Genomic DNA, 17313 nt, shown 5'->3' with positions numbered 1-17313 from the left:
TCGTCCAGCGTATCGATGCGGCACAGCACCTCCACGGTCTGGGTCGAGCCGTCGGCCCGGGTGATGGTCACCGGGGTCTTCATGCGCGGCTTCAAACCGGTGGCGATGCCCGAGATGTCGAACTTCTCCGAACCGTCCAGCTTCAGGTCGAAGCGGGTCATGCCGTTCAGGAACTGCAGCGGCAGGATGCCCATGCCGACCAGGTTCGAACGGTGGATGCGCTCGTAGCTCTCGGCGATCACGGCCTTCACGCCCAGCAGGATGGTGCCCTTGGCCGCCCAGTCGCGCGACGAGCCGTTGCCATATTCCTTGCCGGCCACGATCACCAGCGGGGTGCTGCTGGCCTTGTACTTCATCGCGGCGTCATAGATCGACATCACCTCGCCGTCGGGCATGTGCTTGGTAATGCCGCCCTCGGTGCCCGGCACCATCTCGTTCTTGAGGCGGATATTGGCAAAGGTGCCACGCATCATCACCTCGTGGTTGCCGCGACGGGCGCCATAGGAGTTGAAGTCGGCATAGGAGACGCGATGGTCGGTCAGGTACTTGCCGGCCGGGCCGTCCTTCTTGATCGAGCCAGCGGGCGAGATGTGGTCAGTGGTGATCTTGTCGCCCAGGATCGCCAGTACGCGCGCGCCCTTCACATCGGTGATCGGCGCCGGCGTGGTGCTCATGCCCTCGAAATAGGGCGGATGCTGCACGTAGGTCGACTTCTTGTCCCAGCTATAGGTCTGGCCGGCGCCGACCTTGATCTTGCGCCATAGCGGATCGCCCTTGAACACGTCGGCATAGCGCTTCTTGAACATCGCCGGCGTCACATACTTGCGCACCATGGCCGCGATCTCCTTGTTGGAGGGCCAGATGTCCTTCAGGTAGACCGGCTTGCCCTTGGCGTCATGGCCGAGCGGCTGGGTGGCAACGTCGATGTTGAGGTTGCCGGCCAGCGCATAAGCCACCACCAGCATTGGCGAGGCGAGGTAATTCGCCTTGGTCAACGGATGGACGCGGCCTTCGAAGTTGCGGTTACCCGAGAGCACCGCGCCGACCACGAAGTCATTGTCGGCGATCGCCTTCGAGATGTTGTCTGGCAGCGGACCGGAATTGCCGATGCAGGTGGTGCAGCCATAACCAACGACCTGAAAGCCCAGGGCATCGAGCGGTTTCTGCAGGCCCGATTTCGCAAGATAGTCGGTCACTACCTGGCTGCCCGGCGCCAGCGAGGTCTTCACCCACGGCTTGGTCTTGAGGCCCTTCTTCAGGGCATTGCGGGCCAGCAGGCCGGCCCCCAGCAGCACGCTCGGGTTCGAGGTGTTGGTGCAGGAGGTGATGGCGGCGATCACCACGTCGCCATGGCCAAGGTCGAAATTGGCCTTTTCCACTTTGGCGCGGAAGTCCACGGCGGTCTTTTTCCCGTAGAAATTGGCCATCGCGTCCTTGAACTCGGCAGCGGCACGGCTCAGCGGCACGCGGCCTTCCGGGCGGGTTGGGCCGGCCAGCGAGGGCTCGACAGTCGAGAGATCGAGTTCCAGCGTGTCGGTAAAGACCGGCTCGGGCGCCTTCGGCGTGCGCCAGAAGCCCTGCGCCTTGGCATAGGCTTCCACCAGCTTGACGCGCTGCGGATCGCGGCCGCTGGCCTTCAGATAGGCGATGGTCTCGGCATCGACCGGGAAGAAGCCGCAGGTGGCGCCATATTCCGGCGCCATGTTGGCGATGGTGCAGCGGTCGGCAATGGACAGTTCATCGAGGCCGGGGCCGTAGAATTCGACGAACTTGTTGACCACGCCCTTCTTGCGCAGCATCTGGGTGACAGTCAGCACCAGATCGGTGGCGGTGGTGCCTTCCTTCGGCTTGCCCGACAGGCGGAAGCCGACCACTTCAGGCAGCAGCATGGAGATCGGCTGGCCAAGCATGGCGGCCTCGGCCTCGATGCCGCCGACGCCCCAGCCCAGCACAGCCAGGCCATTCACCATGGTGGTGTGGCTGTCGGTGCCGACCAGGGTGTCCGGATAGGCCACTTCCGTCTTGCCGTCCATGCCGGTCCACACGGTCTGGGCGAGGTATTCGACGTTCACCTGGTGGCAGATGCCGGTGCCGGGCGGCACGACGCGGAAATTGTCGAACGCGGTCTGGCCCCAGCGCAGGAAGGCGTAGCGCTCGCCGTTGCGCTCGTATTCCAGGTCCACGTTTTTCTGGAAAGCGGTCTTGGCGGCCGAATAATCCACCATCACCGAATGGTCGATGACGAGGTCGACCGGCGAGAGCGGGTTGATCTTCTTGGTGTCGCCGCCCAGCTTGGTCATGGCATCGCGCATGGCGGCCAGGTCGACTACTGCGGGCACGCCGGTGAAGTCCTGCATCAGCACGCGAGCCGGTCGATAGGCGATCTCGCGGTCCGAGCGCTTGTCCTTCAGCCACTGGGCAACCGCCTTGAGGTCGTCGACAGTCACGCTGCGGCCGTCCTCATAGCGCAGCAGGTTTTCCAGCAGCACCTTCAGCGAATAAGGCAGGCGGCTCAGGTCACCCAGGCCGGCCTTCTCGGCGGCCTTGATGCTGTAATAGGCGTAGGTTTTGTTGCCGACTTTCAGGGTACGGCGGGTTTTCAGGGTGTCATGGCCGATGGCGATGGCCACCGCGCGGGCGGCCCCGGCGGCTTTGGTCACGGTTCTGGCTGGCGCTTTCTTGGCCGCGGCCGGCTTGCGGGCGGCAACCGCCTTCTTTGCAACCTTCTTCTTTACAGCCTTCTTCGCTGCCTTGCGCGCCACGGCCTTCTTGGCGGCCTTCACCGCCTTGCGGGCGGATTTTGCGGCTTTCACGGCCTTTTTGGCGACCTTTTTGCCCTTGGTTTTCGCGGGGCTCTTGCGCGCCTTGGCGGCCTTGCGCTGGGTCTTCTTCGCGGCTTTCACGGGGCGATCCTTTCGTGACGGAACGTAAAGATGGGGAAAGGCTGGGTCAGGCGGGCAGGCACCCGCATCGAATGCCGCAAATAGGTGCCGCAAAACCATGGGTTTGCCAAGCTCTTTCGGCTGGAGGAAAGTTCAACCGGGGTCGAAATTTAGGCAATGAGAGGCATGCTCAGGCCCGGTCCCTGCCGGGCCTTGACGGGCTACTGTCCGTACGCTTATCAACGAGCCAACAACGACGGCGCGGCCATGGGCCGCGCCGCGTATCAGGAGGCGACATAATGTCCGAGACGTCGGTAATGCCCGACGGGCGCGACCCGTTGGGACGCGATACTATCCCGAAATTCATCGCCTACAACGCGCAGCATCGCCGCGACCGTCCGGCCATGCGCGAAAAGGACCTCGGCATCTGGCAGAGCTGGACCTGGGGCGAGGCCGCCAACAAGGTGCGTCAGCTCGCCTGTGGCCTGGCGGCGCTGGGTTTCAAGCGTGGCGATAAACTGGCAATCGTGGGCGACAACCGGCCGGAACTCTACTGGTCGGTCGCCGCGTCCCAGGCCCTGGGCGGCGTACCTGTACCGATCTACCAGGACAGCGTTGCCGACGAGGTGCAGTACGTTATCGATCATGCCGAGGTCCGGTTCGCCCTGGCGGAAAACCAGGAGCAGGTCGACAAACTGATCTCGATCAAGGATCGCCTGCCGAAACTGGAGATGATCATCTTCAGCGACCCGCGTGGCATGCGCCATTATGACCAGCCCTATCTGCATGCCCTGGAGAAGGTTCTGGCCGAGGGCGAGGCCTATGGCCAAGCTCATCCCGGTTTTTATGACGAAGAAATGGCCAGGGGCAAAGGCAGCGATATTTCGCTGATCTGCTACACCTCCGGCACCACCGGCCGGCCCAAGGGTGTCATGCTCAGCCATGACAACGTGGTTCGTTCGGCCACGCTCGCCATCAATTTCGACAAGATCAACGAAACTGATGAGATTCTGGCCTACCTGCCGATTGCCTGGGTGGGCGACAATTTCATCTCATATGCCGAGGCAGCCATCGCCGGCTTCTGCGTGAATTGTCCGGAATCGGCCGATACCGTGCTGCAGGACTTGCGCGAGGTGGGGCCGACCTATTTCTTCGCGCCGCCACGCATTTTCGAGAACCTGCTCACCACCGTGATGATCCGCATGGAGGATGCCAGCGCCATCAAGCGCGGCATGTTCCATTACTTCATCGGTGTGGCAAAGAGGGTGGGCTGCGCGATCTTGGAACGCAAGCCGGTTTCGCTGACCGACCGGCTGCTTTATGCCCTGGGTGACCTGCTGGTCTATGGCCCGCTCAAGAACGTGCTGGGCATGTCGCGGCTGCGGCTGGCCTATACCGCCGGCGAGGCGATCGGCCCGGATATTTTCGATTTCTTCCGCGCGCTGGGTATCAACCTGAAGCAGCTTTATGGCCAGACCGAATGCACGGTCTATCTGTGCATGCATACCGACACGGATGTGAATCCGGATACGGTCGGGCCGCCGGCGCCGGGCGTCGAATTGAAAATCGACCCGACCAGCGGCGAGGTGCTCTATCGCAGCCCGGGCGTTTTCGTCGGCTATTACAAGAACGACGAGGCCACGGCGGAAACCAAAACACCGGAAGGCTGGGTGCATACCGGTGATGCCGGCGTGTTCACCGATAATGGCCATCTGCGCATTATCGACCGCGCCAAGGATGTCGGCCGTCTCAATGACGGCTCGCTGCTGGCGCCGAAATACCTTGAAAACAAGCTGAAATTCTTCCCCTACATCAAGGAGGCGGTGGCCTTCGGCGACAAGCGGGACTATGCTGCGGCGTTCATCAACATCGATCTTGCGGCGGTCGGTTCCTGGGCCGAACGGAACGGCATCGCCTATACGTCCTATTCCGATCTGGCCGGCCGGCTCGAGGTCTATAACCTGATCAAGGGCTGCATCGAGAAGGTCAACCGCGACCTCTCGTCGGACAGCAGCATGGCCGCCAGCCAGATCAGGCGCTTCCTGATCCTGCACAAGGAGCTGGATGCCGATGATGGCGAGCTGACTCGCACCCGCAAGGTGCGCCGCCGCATCATCGCCGACCGCTATGGAGAACTGATCGAGGCGCTGTATTCCGATCGCGATTCGATCGCGGTGGAAGCAAAGATCACCTTCGAAGATGGCCGCACCGGCACCTTCAAGGCGAATCTGAAGGTCGCCAATGCAGAGACTTATGCCGCAATGAGTAAGGCGGGCTGAGATCACATGACGATTGCACAGAAGAAAATCGGCCCGACCCTGCTGAAGGTCGACAATATCAGCCTATCCTTTGGCGGCGTTAAGGCGCTGACCGATATCAGCTTCGAGATTCGTGAGCACGAGATCCTCGCCATCATTGGTCCCAACGGCGCCGGCAAATCGTCGATGTTGAACTGCATCAACGGTTTCTATCACCCGCAGCAGGGCACCATCACCTTCCGCGGCGAGGCGCGCAAACAGATGCGGCCACATGAGGCGGCCAGTCACGGCATTGCCCGCACCTTCCAGAATATCGCCCTGTTCAAGGGCATGTCGACGCTGGACAACATCATGACCGGTCGCCTGCTCAAGATGAAAGCCGGCCTGCTGTCTTCGGCCATCTATAAGGGGCCGGCCGAGCGTGAGCAGATTCAGCATCGCGAGTATTGCGAAAAGATCATCGATTTCCTGGAAATCCAGGCGATCCGCAAGGTGCCGGTCGGACGGTTGCCCTACGGCCTGCAGAAGCGTGTCGAGTTGGCGCGTGCGCTGGCTGCCGAGCCGACCCTGTTGCTGCTCGACGAGCCGATGGCCGGCATGAACTTGGAGGAGAAGCAGGACATGTGTCGCTTCATCCTCGATGTCAATGACGAATTCGGCACCACGATCTGCCTGATCGAGCACGATATGGGCGTGGTGATGGATATTTCCGACCGTGTGGTGGTGCTCGATTACGGCCGCAAGATCGGCGATGGCGCGCCCGAGGACGTGAAGAACAATCAGGCGGTGATCGACGCCTATCTCGGCGTACAGCATTAAGGGGGCGTGCGGGATGGCGTTTTTCTTCGAAGTCCTGATCGGCGGCCTGATGGCCGGCGTGATGTATTCCCTGGTCGCGCTTGGTTTCGTGCTGATCTTCAAGGCGTCGGGCGTGTTCAATTTCGCCCAGGGAGCCATGGTGCTGTTTGCCGGGTTGTTTTTCGTCGGCTTCATGGAGCTCGGCATGCCGATGGTGGTTTCCCTCCTGCTCACCATCGCCGTGATGGTGCTGCTGGCTGGTGTGATCGAACGGCTGGTGCTGCGGCATCTGGTCAACCAGGAAGGCATCATCCTGTTCATGGCCACGATCGGCGTGTCGTTTTTTCTGGACGGATTCGGCCAGACCATCTGGGGCAGCAATGTGCGCCAGCTCGATATCGGCATCCCGACCGATCCGATCTTCCTGCTTGATGGCGATATTCTGATCCAGTCCTTCGACCTTTGGGCTGCTTTGGTTGCCGGCACTCTGCTGGCCATCCTGGTGGTGTTCCAGAAGACGCGGATCGGCCGGGCTTTGCGCGCCGTGGCCGATGACCATCAGGCCGCGCAGTCGGTCGGCATCCCGCTCAACGTAATCTGGATTATCGTCTGGGCGATTGCCGGGTTGGTCGCGCTGGTTGCCGGCGTGATGTGGGGGTCCAAGCTCGGCGTGCAGCCGGCCATCGTGTCGCTGGCGCTGAAGGCCCTGCCGGTGCTGATCCTCGGCGGCTTCACCTCGATCCCGGGTGCCATTCTCGGTGGCCTGATCATCGGCGCCGGCGAGAAGCTGGCCGAGGTATATATCGGCCCGTTATTCGGCGGCGGCATCGAAAACTGGTTCGCCTATGTGCTCGCCCTGGGCTTCCTGCTGATCCGGCCGCAGGGCCTGTTCGGCGAAAAGATTATCGAGCGCGTGTAGGGGCGAGGGGAAACAGGTCATGTTCTATCGCGAATCCGGCCAGTACAAGACCAGCTACCGCGCTGATCAGGCCATCTTCACCATTCCGCAAGACCGGGTTTTCTTCGCCCTGCTGATGCTGGCGGCGTTCGTCGGCATCCCGCTGGTGGCGACCAACTACATTTACACGGCACTGCTGATCCCCTTCCTCTGCCTGGCGCTGGCGGCCCTGGGGCTGAATATCCTGACCGGCTATTGTGGCCAATTGTCGCTGGGTACCAGCGCCTTCATGGGCGTTGGCGCGGTCGCGGCCTGGAATCTGGCCACCCGCGTTCCCGATCTGAACATCCTGGTTGTCTTTGCGCTGGCCGGCTTGGTGACGGCTGCAGTCGGCATGTTCTTCGGCCTGCCATCACTGCGTATCAAGGGTTTCTATCTTGCGGTCGCCACGCTGGCCGCGCAGTTCTTCCTGCCCTGGCTGTTCGTCAAGATCAGCTGGTTCACCAACCATGCCGCTTCCGGCGTGATTACCGCGCCGCAGCTCACCCTGTTCGGCTGGTCGATTGATACTCCGATGGAGAAATACCTGTTCGCGCTGGGCGTTGTGACGTTGCTGGCGCTGGCGGCGAAGAACTTAGTGCGCAGCAATCCTGGCCGTCAGTGGATGGCGATCCGCGACATGGATATCGCGGCCGAAATCATCGGCATCCGCCCGGTGGTGGCCAAGCTGACTGCCTTTGCGGTGTCGTCATTTTTCATCGGTATCGCCGGAGCATTGTACCTGTTCGTCTATCTCGGCTCGGCTGAGCCTGATGGGTTCACCATCACCATGTCGTTCCAGGTGCTGTTCATGATTATCATCGGCGGTCTGGGCTCCATCCTGGGCAGTTTCCTGGGTGCCTTCTTCATCCTGCTGGTGCCGATTTTCCTGACCCGGGTGCCGCCGATGCTGGGCTTCGACCTGTCGACGGCGCTGGTGTCGCATCTGGAATTCATGGTGTTCGGCGCCCTGATCGTGATCTTCCTGATCGTCGAGCCGCATGGCCTGGCCCGGCTCTGGCAGATCACCAAGGAAAAGCTCCGGATCTGGCCGTTCCCCTATTAACGGGAACGGAAAGGCGCCTGGCGCGCCGAAACCGTGTTGTGCCGCGTTTTCAGCATGCTAGGTTAATACCAACGCCCGTCGGAAGAGGCGGGTCAAAACCGGGAGGACAAAAGAGATGAAGGCAACCAAATGGATTGCGTCCCTTGTTCTGGGCGCGTCCCTGGCCGGCGGCGCCGCTGTCGCCGTGGCCCAGGAGCAGGTGATTCCGTCGATGGTCTATCGTACCGGCCCGTACGCGCCGAGCGGTATTCCTGTCGCGGACGGCTTTGTTGATTACGTCAACCTGATGAACGAGCGCGACGGCGGCCTGAATGGCGTCAAGCTCCGCGTCGAGGAATGCGAGACGCAGTACAACACCGAGCGCGGCGTTGAATGCTACGAGCGTCTCAAGGCGCTGGGCGGCACCATCTTCAGCCCGTATTCCACCGGCATCACCTACGCCCTGATCGACCGCGCGCCGACCGACAAGTCGGTGATCTTCTCGATGGGCTATGGCCGCGCGTCGGCCACCGTCGGCAACATCTTCCCCTGGGTGTTCACCGCGCCCGCCACCTACTGGGGCGGTGCCTCGGCCGGCATCCAGTACATTGCTAAGGAACTGGGTGGCAAGGACAAGATGAAGGGCAAGAAGGTTGCCTATGTCTATATCGACATCGCCTACGGCAAGGAGCCGATCCCGGTCTTCCAGAACTATGCCGAGGAGCTCGGCTTCAAGCTGGAACTGGTGCCGGTGCCGGCACCGGGTCTGGAGCAGAAGTCGATTTGGCTGCAGATCCGCCAGATGCGTCCCGACTATGTTTATCTGCAGGGCTGGGGCGCGATGAATGCCGTGTCGTTGAAGGAAGCGGCGGCGGTCGGTTTCCCGCGCGAGAAGATGCTCGGCATCTGGTGGTCGAGCCAGGACAGCGATGTCCAGGCGGCCGGTCCGGCGGCGAAGGGTTACAAGGGCCTAAGCTTCCACGGCGCCTCCAAGGACCTTCAGGTCCTCAAGGATATGAAGAAGTTCCTGGTCGACAAGGGCAAGGCCTCGCAGAACGGCAAGCATTTCGGCGAAATCGGCTATCTGCGTGGCGCCGCCAATGCGATGTTCACTATCGAGGCCCTGCGTGCCGCTCAGGAAAAGCATGGCAAGGGCAAGGTGATGAACGGCGAGCAGTCGCGTGACGGCTTTGAGGCGATCAACCTGACTGACGCCAGCATCGACAAGCTCGGCCTGAAGGGCTTCCTGCAGCCGCTCAAGCTGGCCTGCGACAACCATCTGGGTGACGGCAAGATCCTCGTCGTGCAGTGGCAGGGCGATCAGTGGAAGCCGGTCAGCGACTGGATTCTGCCGGAAAACCAGAAGCTGTGGCCGCTGTACCTGCGCGATGCGGAAACCTATGCCCGCGAGAAGAACATCGCGTCCCGCACTTGCGTTAAGTCGTAATCACGACGCCATCCCCTGCCGGTTCGCCGGCAGGGGATTTCTTCTTTTCCGCTTCCGCTGAACGGATCCGTCCATGACTGCCCAGACCGCCGCCCAGCCGACCGCTGCCGCCCAGCCGCTGCTTTCCGTCAACAACATCGAGGTGATCTACAATCACGTGATCCTCGTGCTGAAGGGCGTGTCGCTGCAATTGCCCAAGGGCGGTATCGTGGCCCTGCTGGGCGCCAACGGCGCCGGCAAGACCACCACGCTGAAGGCGATTTCCAATCTGCTACGCGCCGAGCGTGGCGACATCACCAAGGGCCATATCGACTATCACGGCGAGCGGGTTGACCAGCTCAACCCCTCCGCCCTGGTCAAGAAGGGCCTGATCCAGGTGATGGAGGGGCGTCATTGCTTCGCCCACCTCACGGTCGAGGAAAACCTGATGACCGGTGCCTTCACCCGCGCCGATGGCGGCAAGGCAATCGCGCAGGATCTTGAGAAGGTCTACACGTATTTCCCGCGCCTGAAGGTGCGCCGCAAATCGGTTGCCGGCTATACCTCAGGCGGTGAACAGCAGATGACGGCGATCGGCCGCGCGCTGATGAGCAAACCCGATACCATCCTGCTGGACGAACCCTCGATGGGCTTGGCGCCGCAGCTGGTCGAGGAAATCTTTGAGATCGTGCACAAACTGAACAAGGAAACCGGGGTCAGCTTCCTGGTTGCCGAGCAGAATACCAATATGGCGCTGCGCTATGCCGATTACGGTTATATCCTTGAGAATGGCCGCATCGTAATGGATGGCGAGGCCTCGGCCCTGCGCGAGAATGCCGATGTGAAGGAATTCTATCTTGGCCTTGGCGCTGGCGGTCGCCGCAGCTTCCGCGATGTGAAACATTACCGCCGGCGCAAGCGCTGGCTGGCCTGATCGTACCGAAACCCCAGGAGACTGTTGTGGCGCGAGCGAGCAAACCAAAGGCCGGGGCGAAGGCGGCAAAGACACCCAAACTTAAAGTGCGGGCCGACGAATACTTCGACAAGCGCGAAACTCGTTCCCAGGCGGCGCGGTTGAAAAGCCAGGTCGCCGCCCTGCAGGCGCTGATCGCTCATGCCAAGAAGGCCAGCCCGTATTACCGCGAGATTTTGAAGGATGTAAAGCCGGCGAAGGTCACCTCGCTGGCCGCCTTGGCGAAACTTCCGGTCACGCGCAAATCCGATCTCGCCCCGCGCCAGAAGGCCGTGCCGCCGCTGGGCGGACTGCTCGTCGGCAAGCCATCAGACATCGCCAATGTCTTCCAGTCGCCCGGCCCGCTCTATGAAGCCTATGGTCGCGCGACGCCGAAGGTGAAGGACCCCTGGCGCTTCGCTCGCGCCATGTGGGCGGCCGGCTGCCGCCCCGGCGATCTGGTGCACAATACCTTTTCCTATCACCTCACGCCGGCAGGGCGCATGACTGAAGGCTCGGCCCATGCGATTGGTTGCCCGGTCTTTCCGGCCGGCGTTGGCAATACCGAACTGCAGCTTGATGCCATCATGCAGTTGCAGCCGCGTGTCTATTGCGGCACGCCGTCCTTCCTCAAGATTCTGCTTGAGAAGGCGAAGGAAGCCGGCAAGCCGGCCACCTCCCTCAAGAAGGGCCTGGTCGGCGGCGAGGCGCTGCCGCCATCCCTGCGCGCCGAGTTGAAACAGCTTGGCACCGATGTGCTACAATCTTACGGTACTGCCGAACTCGGCCTGATCGCCTATGAGTCGCGCGCCATGGACGGCATGATCCTCGACGAGGATGTGATCGTCGAGATCGTGCGGCCGGGCACCGGCGATCCGGTGGCGCCGGGCGAAGTGGGTGAGGTGGTGGTTACCGTGTTGGGCAACCCGGTCTATCCGATGATCCGCTTCGCCACTGGCGACCTGTCGGCGATCCTGCCCGGCATCAGTCCCTGCGGTCGCACCAATACCCGTATCAGGGGCTGGATGGGCCGGGCCGACCAGACGACCAAGGTAAAGGGCATGTTCGTCACCCCGGGTCAGATCGGCCAGGTGGTGGCGCGGCATCCGGAAATCGCCCGCGCCCGGCTGGAGGTCAGCTCTGAGAACAACCTCGATGCCATGGTGCTGAAGATCGAGGCCAGGGGCCATGTCTCGACCGTTGAGGCCGAAAAGCTGGCCAAGGCGGCGGCGGAAAGCTTCCAGGCCGTGTGCAAGCTGCGTGGCCATGTCGAGGTGGTAGCGGCCGGCAGTCTGCCAAATGACGGCAAGGTCATCGCCGATCTCCGCACTTATCAGTGAGACTCTGGCCAGTAAGCCACTGAAACGGTTACACTCCGCCGCATCATGGCGTTGGCGGTCGAAGGGCTCGTCTGCATTCGCGGCGAGCGTCAGCTCTTTTCCGATGTGAATTTCCGTCTCGCGGCTGGCGAGGCGTTGTTGCTGCGCGGCCCGAATGGCAGCGGCAAATCCAGCCTGCTGCGCCTGCTGGCCGGCTTCCTTCCGGCTGCCAGCGGGCGGGTGCTCCGGGACGAAGAAGCACGGCTGTTCTATGTTGGCCACCAGGATGCCGTGAAGCCGCAGCTCAGCACCGAAGACAATCTGGTCTTCTGGGCCCGCCTGCTGGGCCTCGACGATGCGGAGGCGCAGCGGCAATCCGTCGCCGCGCTGGAGGCCGCCGGCCTGTCGCGCCAGCGCCGCCTGCCGGGCCGCTATCTCTCGGCCGGGCAGAAACGCCGCCTGGCGCTGGCGCGGCTGCTGGTCGCACCGGCCGATCTGTGGCTGCTGGATGAACCCACCAACGCATTGGACACCGCAGCCGTCGCCTGGCTGGGCGGGGTGCTGGCTACGCATCGCACCAGCGGCGGCATGGTGATCCTGGCCAGCCATGTTGATGTGCCGCTGCCCGATGCGCGCCGGCTCGACCTGCCGGAAGGCCGCCTGTCATGATGAAGGTTTTCCTGGCCATCGTCGGCCGCGACCTGCGGTTGGGTTTCGGCGCCCAGGGCGCCATGATGACGACGCTGCTGTTCTTCGTGCTGGCGGTCAGCCTGTTTCCCCTCGGCGTTGGCCCCGAGCCGCAGATTCTCGCCCGTATCGCCGCCGGTGTGATCTGGGTGGCGGCTTTGCTGGCGGCGATGCTTTCGCTCGACCGCCTGTTCCAGACCGACCAGGAAGACGGCACGCTCGACCTGTTGGCCCAGGCGCCGTTGCCGCTTGGCCTTGTTGCGCTGGCCAAGACCCTGGCGCATTGGCTCACCACCGGCCTGCCGCTTACCATGATCGCGCCGCTGCTGGCAGTGATGATGCAGATGGATCTGGCGGTCATGCCGGTGCTGCTGCTGGCTCTGCTGCTCGGCACGCCGAGCCTCAGCCTGATTGGCGCCATCGGTGCGGCGCTCACCCTGGGCGCGCGGCGTGGCGCCGTGCTGGTGCCGCTGATCACATTGCCGTTAGTGATCCCCGTGCTGATTTTCGGTGTCGGCGCGGTCGAGGCCGCCAGTTATGGCCTGACGGCATCGCCGCATCTGCTGTTGCTGGGGGCCTTCCTGGCCGGCACCCTGACGCTCAGCCCCTTTGCCATTGCCGGGGCGATCAAGCTGGCCTTGGAATGAGCCCGGCCCTATAAACGCCCCATGCTGCATGCGCTTGCCAATCCCGCCCGCTTTCTGCGCCTGATGGGTGCCATCCGCCCTTATGCGGCAGCGGTTGCCGTGATCGGGCTTGTTGTTGGCCTGGGTTGGGGCCTGCTGTATTCGCCGCCGGATTACCAGCAGGGCGAGACGGTGCGGATCATGTATATCCATGTGCCGGCCGCCTGGATGGCGATGTTCATCTATGCCGCCATGGCCGTGGCCTCGGCCACGGCGCTGATCTGGCGCCACCCGGTGGCCGAACTGGCGGCCAAGGCCTCGGCGCCGGTGGGGGCTGCCTTCACCCTGATCTGCCTGATCACTGGCTCGCTCTGGGGCAAGCCGATGTGGGGCACCTGGTGGGTCTGGGATGCCCGACTCACCTCGATGCTGATCCTGTTTTTCCTGTATCTCGGCTATATCGCGCTGTGGGAGGCCTTCGACGACCCCAGCCGCGCCGGCCGCGCCGCCGCCATCCTGGCCCTAGTCGGCGCCGTCAACCTGCCGATCATCAAGTTTTCAGTCGACTGGTGGAACACCCTGCACCAGCCGGCCAGCGTAATGACCTTGGCGGGGCCGAAAATCCACCCGGATATCCTCTGGCCGCTGCTGATCACCGCTATTGGCGCCAAGGGCTACTACGTCTGGGTGCTTAGCCTGCGCGTTAGGGCGGAAATCCTGCAGCGCCAGGCCCGCATCCTGCGCTTTTCAGCCGCGACCGATCGCCGCGCGGGCTAGCCGTCCGGCGGCGAAGACTATATTTTCACCCGGCTATTGGCCGCAGGGGTCAAGGGAACCAAAGGGTTAACTCGTGTATTGGTCATCGCTCGGCGATTTTCTGGCCATGGGCGGCCATGCCGCCTTCGTCTGGCTGTCCTTTGCCGTGGCCGTGGCCCTGTTGCTCGGCCTTGCCCTGCAGAGCCGTCTGGGCATGAAAGCGGCCGAGCGTGAGCATGCCGAAGCCCGGCAGGAGGCTGGTCGTGACAACGAAGGGCGCCGCGGTGCGTAAGGGCATGTCGCGCAAGCGCAAGCGCCTGCTGGCCGTATTGGGGCTGGTCGCAGGTCTCGGCATTGCCGTTACTCTGGTGCTATCTGCTTTTAACGAGAACTTGGTCTTTTTCCACAGCCCGTCCGACGTGGTGGAAAAACAGTTGCCGCCTGACAAGCGCTTCCGCATCGGCGGCCTGGTGCTGCAGGACAGCGTGAAGCGGGATGGCCTCGTTACCGAATTCACTGTCACCGACCTGCGCCATGAAGTCCGCGTCAGCTATACCGGCATCCTGCCAGACCTGTTCCGCGAGGGGCAGGGCGTGGTGGCCAATGGCAAGCTGGATAGGCAGGGGCGTTTCATTGCCGCCGAAGTGCTGGCCAAGCATGACGAGAATTATATGCCACCGGAAGTGGCCGATGCGCTGAAGAAATCCGGCCAGTGGCACGAGAATAACGGCGACCATCTCAAACTGGTGAAACCCGGCTCATGATCGCCGAATTTGGCCATATTGCCCTGATCCTCGCGCTCTGTCTGGCGCTCGTGCAGGGCATCCTGCCGCTGATTGGAGCCGCCCGCGGCATCGACAACTGGATCGCGCTGGCGCCGCAGGCGGCGCTCGGTCAGGCCGTGCTGGTCGCCTTCGCTTTCGGTTGCCTCACCTATGCTTACGTGACCTCGGATTTCTCGGTGCTCAATGTGGCCGAGAATTCCCATACCCTTAAACCGATGCTTTACAAGATCAGCGGCGTCTGGGGCAATCACGAGGGTTCGCTGCTGCTCTGGATCCTGATCCTGGTAATCTTCGGCGCCGCAGTGGCTGTGTTCGGCGGCAACTTGCCGGCCACGCTGAAGGCCCGCGTGCTCAGCGTGCAGGGCCTGATTGGCGTCGGTTTTCTCGCCTTCATTCTGTTTACCTCCAATCCGTTCAGCCGGCTGTTGCCGCCGCCGCTGGAGGGCCGTGGTCTCAATCCGCTGCTGCAGGATCCGGGCCTCGCCTTCCATCCGCCGTTTCTCTATCTCGGCTATGTCGGTTTCTCGGTGGCGTTTTCGTTTGCCGTTGCCGCGCTGATCGAAGGCCGCGTCGATCCGGCATGGGCGCGCTGGGTGCGGCCATGGACGTTGGCGGCTTGGTGCTTCCTCACGCTCGGCATCGCGCTTGGTTCCTGGTGGGCCTATTACGAACTGGGCTGGGGCGGCTGGTGGTTCTGGGATCCGGTGGAGAACGCCTCTTTCATGCCCTGGCTGGCCGGTACGGCCTTGCTGCATTCCGCCATCGTGGTGGAAAAGCGCGACACGCTGAAAAGCTGGACCATCCTGCTCGCCATCCTGACTTTTTCACTCAGCCTGCTCGGCACCTTCCTGGTGCGTTCGGGCGTGATCAATTCGGTGCATGCCTTCGCCACCGATCCGACCCGCGGCGTCTTCATCCTGGTTTTCCTTGGCATCGTGGTCGGCGGCAGCCTCGCGCTGTATGCCTTCCGTGCGCCGGCTCTGCAGGCGGTTGGTGTCTTCGCGCCCCTGAGCCGCGAGGGTGCGCTGGTGCTCAACAATCTGCTGCTGGCTGTTGCATGCGCCGCCGTGCTGCTCGGCACGCTCTATCCGCTGGCGCTCGATGCGATCAGTGGTGCGAAGGTGTCGGTCGGCCCGCAATATTTCAATGCCGTGTTCGTGCCACTGATGGTGCCACTGGTCGCCGCCGTCGCGATTGGACCGATGCTGGCCTGGAAACGCGGCGATCTGGCGGCTGCGTTGCAGCGTCTTGTGCCGGCGGCGATTGCCGTGCTGGTCGCGCTTGGCCTTGGCCTGTGGCTGATGGATGCCAGAAATTTCTATAGCCTGCTGGGCCTCGGTCTGGGCGCCTGGCTCGGCATTGGCGCGCTTTGCGAAGTGGCCTTGCGCGTGAAGCTGTTTTCGGCGCCGGTCTCCGAGACGATGAACCGCGCCCGTTTCCTGCCACGTGCCGCCTGGGGCATGACGGTAGCACATCTGGGCGTCGCCATGCTGGTGCTTGGCATCACCGTATCCGAGACCTGGCAGGTCGAGGTACAGCAGGTGATGAAGCCGGGTGAGATCGCGAAAGTCGGCCCCGTGGAATACCGCTTTCTTGGCGTCACGCCGATCAAGGGGCCGAACTACACCGCCCAGCAGGGCCGTTTTGAGGTGCTGGAAGCGGGCCGCGTGGTGCGCGAGATGCGCCCGGCCCAGCGCCGCTACCAGCAGCCGCCGATGGAAACCACCGAGGCCGCCATCCGGCCGTCGCCGGTGGCTGATCTCTATGCCGTGGTGGGCGAGGGCGATGCCCAGCGCGGATGGGCCGTGCGGCTGTATTGGAAGCCGCTGGTGTCCTGGATATGGCTTGGTGCTCTGGTGATGGCCTTCGGTGGTGTGCTGTCGCTGTCTGATCGCCGGCATCGCGTCGGCGCGCCGGTGCGCCGGCGTCAGGCCGCGCCATCCGCGGCCGAATAGGACTGCTTCATGCGTCTCGCTTATCTGGTTCCGCTTGTCCTGTTCCTGCTGGTTGGCCTTGGTCTTGCCATCGGCCTCACGCTCAATCCGCGCGAGATTCCCTCGGCCCTGATCGGCAAGCCGGTGCCGGAATTCTCGTTGCCGCCGGTGCAGGGCCGCACGCTGGGGCTGGCCACGGCCGACCTGAAAACCGGTGAGCCCAGCGTGGTGAACGTGTTCGCCTCCTGGTGCGTACCCTGCCGGGTCGAGCATCCGTTGCTGCTGGCGCTCAAGCGCGACGGCATCGCCCCGGTGCATGGCCTCAACTACAAGGACGATCCGGCCGACGTGGCGAAATGGCTCGACCAGCTCGGCGACCCCTTTACCCGCACCGGCGCCGACCGCAATGGTCGGGTCGGCATCGACTGGGGTGTCTACGGCGTGCCGGAAACCTTTGTGGTCGATGGCGGCGGCAATATCGTGTGCAAGCATGTCGGCCCGCTGACTGACTGGGACCTCGACAATAAAATCCGCCCGTTGCTGCGCGATCTGAAAGCCGGACAGCCAAGCAAGGTAAAATGCTGAATCGCATCGTCTTTCTGCTCGCTCTTTTGGCTGTGATGCCGGCCATGGCCCAGCATCTGGACGATCGCCTTGCCGATCCGGCGCTGGAACTGCGCGCGCGCGAGGTCTCCCGCGAATTGCGCTGCCTGGTCTGCCAGAACCAGTCGATCGAGGATTCCAACGCGCCGCTGGCGCGCGACCTGCGGCGCATCGTGCGCGAGCGCATCCTCGCCGGCGACAGCGACCAGGCTGTCCTCGATTACCTGGTGGCTCGCTACGGTGAATGGGTTCTGCTGAAACCGCGCTTCAACCTGCAGAACCTGCTGCTCTGGCTCGGCCCGGCA

Annotated in this window: 16 protein-coding genes; 15 read left to right on the top strand and 1 reads right to left on the bottom strand. The window is 63.0% G+C overall.

Annotated elements, in window-relative coordinates; genetic code table 11:
• On the bottom strand, positions 1-2630 hold a 2630-nt coding region (acnA, locus tag Q1J79_RS17215; protein WP_300302777.1), incomplete at its 3' end, for an aconitate hydratase AcnA.
• A 551-nt stretch (positions 2631-3181) separates the two neighbouring features.
• On the opposite strand from acnA, the gene Q1J79_RS17210 reads away from it, so the two are divergent.
• The 15 genes from Q1J79_RS17210 to Q1J79_RS17140 all read left to right on the top strand — a co-directional run.
• Positions 3182-5161: an AMP-binding protein gene (locus tag Q1J79_RS17210; protein WP_300302767.1), complete on the top strand. Its 1980-nt coding sequence runs from the start codon at positions 3182-3184 to the stop codon at positions 5159-5161.
• A 6-nt stretch (positions 5162-5167) separates the two neighbouring features.
• Positions 5168-5959 (top strand): ABC transporter ATP-binding protein, encoded by a 792-nt coding sequence (locus Q1J79_RS17205; RefSeq protein ID WP_300302765.1) that lies wholly within the window; start codon positions 5168-5170, stop codon positions 5957-5959.
• Between the two features lie 13 nt (positions 5960-5972).
• Entirely contained in the window at positions 5973-6857 is an 885-nt protein-coding gene (locus tag Q1J79_RS17200; RefSeq protein WP_300302763.1) for a branched-chain amino acid ABC transporter permease, read from the top strand.
• 19 nt (positions 6858-6876) lie between these two features.
• Positions 6877-7941: a branched-chain amino acid ABC transporter permease gene (locus Q1J79_RS17195; RefSeq protein WP_300302761.1), complete on the top strand. Its 1065-nt coding sequence runs from the start codon at positions 6877-6879 to the stop codon at positions 7939-7941.
• A 115-nt stretch (positions 7942-8056) separates the two neighbouring features.
• A complete protein-coding gene (locus tag Q1J79_RS17190) occupies positions 8057-9367 on the top strand; it encodes an ABC transporter substrate-binding protein (RefSeq protein WP_300302759.1) in 1311 nt (436 codons plus the stop codon).
• Positions 9368-9440: 73 nt separating this feature from the next.
• Positions 9441-10280: an ABC transporter ATP-binding protein gene (locus tag Q1J79_RS17185; protein ID WP_300302757.1), complete on the top strand. Its 840-nt coding sequence runs from the start codon at positions 9441-9443 to the stop codon at positions 10278-10280.
• A gap of 26 nt (positions 10281-10306) precedes the next feature.
• Positions 10307-11638, top strand: a complete 1332-nt coding sequence (locus tag Q1J79_RS17180; RefSeq protein ID WP_367183001.1) for a phenylacetate--CoA ligase family protein — start codon at positions 10307-10309, stop codon at positions 11636-11638.
• 45 nt (positions 11639-11683) lie between these two features.
• On the top strand, positions 11684-12286 hold the full coding sequence (ccmA, locus tag Q1J79_RS17175) for a heme ABC exporter ATP-binding protein CcmA (RefSeq protein ID WP_300302755.1): 603 nt from the start codon (positions 11684-11686) through the stop codon (positions 12284-12286).
• A complete protein-coding gene (gene ccmB, locus Q1J79_RS17170) occupies positions 12286-12951 on the top strand; it encodes a heme exporter protein CcmB (protein ID WP_300302773.1) in 666 nt (221 codons plus the stop codon). Before ccmA ends, ccmB begins: the two co-directional genes overlap by 1 nt.
• A 24-nt stretch (positions 12952-12975) precedes the next feature.
• Positions 12976-13707, top strand: coding sequence for a heme ABC transporter permease (locus Q1J79_RS17165; protein WP_300302771.1), 732 nt, complete (start codon positions 12976-12978; stop codon positions 13705-13707).
• 73 nt (positions 13708-13780) lie between these two features.
• Positions 13781-13978, top strand: a complete 198-nt coding sequence (ccmD, locus tag Q1J79_RS17160; protein ID WP_300302753.1) for a heme exporter protein CcmD — start codon at positions 13781-13783, stop codon at positions 13976-13978.
• A gap of 4 nt (positions 13979-13982) precedes the next feature.
• The gene (gene ccmE / locus Q1J79_RS17155; RefSeq protein ID WP_300302769.1) at positions 13983-14450 is read left to right on the top strand and encodes a cytochrome c maturation protein CcmE; all 468 of its coding nucleotides are present in this window, start codon (positions 13983-13985) and stop codon (positions 14448-14450) included.
• Positions 14447-16426: a heme lyase CcmF/NrfE family subunit gene (locus tag Q1J79_RS17150; RefSeq protein ID WP_300302751.1), complete on the top strand. Its 1980-nt coding sequence runs from the start codon at positions 14447-14449 to the stop codon at positions 16424-16426. The genes ccmE and Q1J79_RS17150 overlap by 4 nt, the downstream gene beginning before the upstream one ends.
• A gap of 9 nt (positions 16427-16435) precedes the next feature.
• Positions 16436-16990, top strand: a complete 555-nt coding sequence (locus tag Q1J79_RS17145; RefSeq protein WP_300302749.1) for a DsbE family thiol:disulfide interchange protein — start codon at positions 16436-16438, stop codon at positions 16988-16990.
• The coding region (locus tag Q1J79_RS17140) for a cytochrome c-type biogenesis protein (protein ID WP_300302747.1) at positions 16984-17313 on the top strand (330 nt) is incomplete at its 3' end. The genes Q1J79_RS17145 and Q1J79_RS17140, both read left to right, overlap by 7 nt.

The organism is Ferrovibrio sp. (assembly GCF_029255545.1).
Lineage (GTDB): Bacteria > Pseudomonadota > Alphaproteobacteria > Ferrovibrionales > Ferrovibrionaceae > Ferrovibrio.
Note: the sequence above shows the minus strand (reverse complement) of the source record. Positions and strands in the feature narration are given on the sequence as shown.

What these genes read in the sequence shown, in the direction of transcription:
- Q1J79_RS17210 (WP_300302767.1), top strand. Translation starts at nt 3,182, where the DNA reads ATGTCCGAGACGTCGGTAATGCCCGACGGGCGCGACCCGTTGGGACGC.
- ccmA (WP_300302755.1), top strand. Translation starts at nt 11,684, where the DNA reads ATGGCGTTGGCGGTCGAAGGGCTCGTCTGCATTCGCGGCGAGCGTCAG.
- Q1J79_RS17195 (WP_300302761.1), top strand. Translation starts at nt 6,877, where the DNA reads ATGTTCTATCGCGAATCCGGCCAGTACAAGACCAGCTACCGCGCTGAT.
- ccmE (WP_300302769.1), top strand. Translation starts at nt 13,983, where the DNA reads ATGTCGCGCAAGCGCAAGCGCCTGCTGGCCGTATTGGGGCTGGTCGCA.
- Q1J79_RS17150 (WP_300302751.1), top strand. Translation starts at nt 14,447, where the DNA reads ATGATCGCCGAATTTGGCCATATTGCCCTGATCCTCGCGCTCTGTCTG.
- Q1J79_RS17185 (WP_300302757.1), top strand. Translation starts at nt 9,441, where the DNA reads ATGACTGCCCAGACCGCCGCCCAGCCGACCGCTGCCGCCCAGCCGCTG.
- Q1J79_RS17205 (WP_300302765.1), top strand. Translation starts at nt 5,168, where the DNA reads ATGACGATTGCACAGAAGAAAATCGGCCCGACCCTGCTGAAGGTCGAC.
- ccmB (WP_300302773.1), top strand. Translation starts at nt 12,286, where the DNA reads ATGAAGGTTTTCCTGGCCATCGTCGGCCGCGACCTGCGGTTGGGTTTC.
- Q1J79_RS17200 (WP_300302763.1), top strand. Translation starts at nt 5,973, where the DNA reads ATGGCGTTTTTCTTCGAAGTCCTGATCGGCGGCCTGATGGCCGGCGTG.
- Q1J79_RS17190 (WP_300302759.1), top strand. Translation starts at nt 8,057, where the DNA reads ATGAAGGCAACCAAATGGATTGCGTCCCTTGTTCTGGGCGCGTCCCTG.
- Q1J79_RS17145 (WP_300302749.1), top strand. Translation starts at nt 16,436, where the DNA reads ATGCGTCTCGCTTATCTGGTTCCGCTTGTCCTGTTCCTGCTGGTTGGC.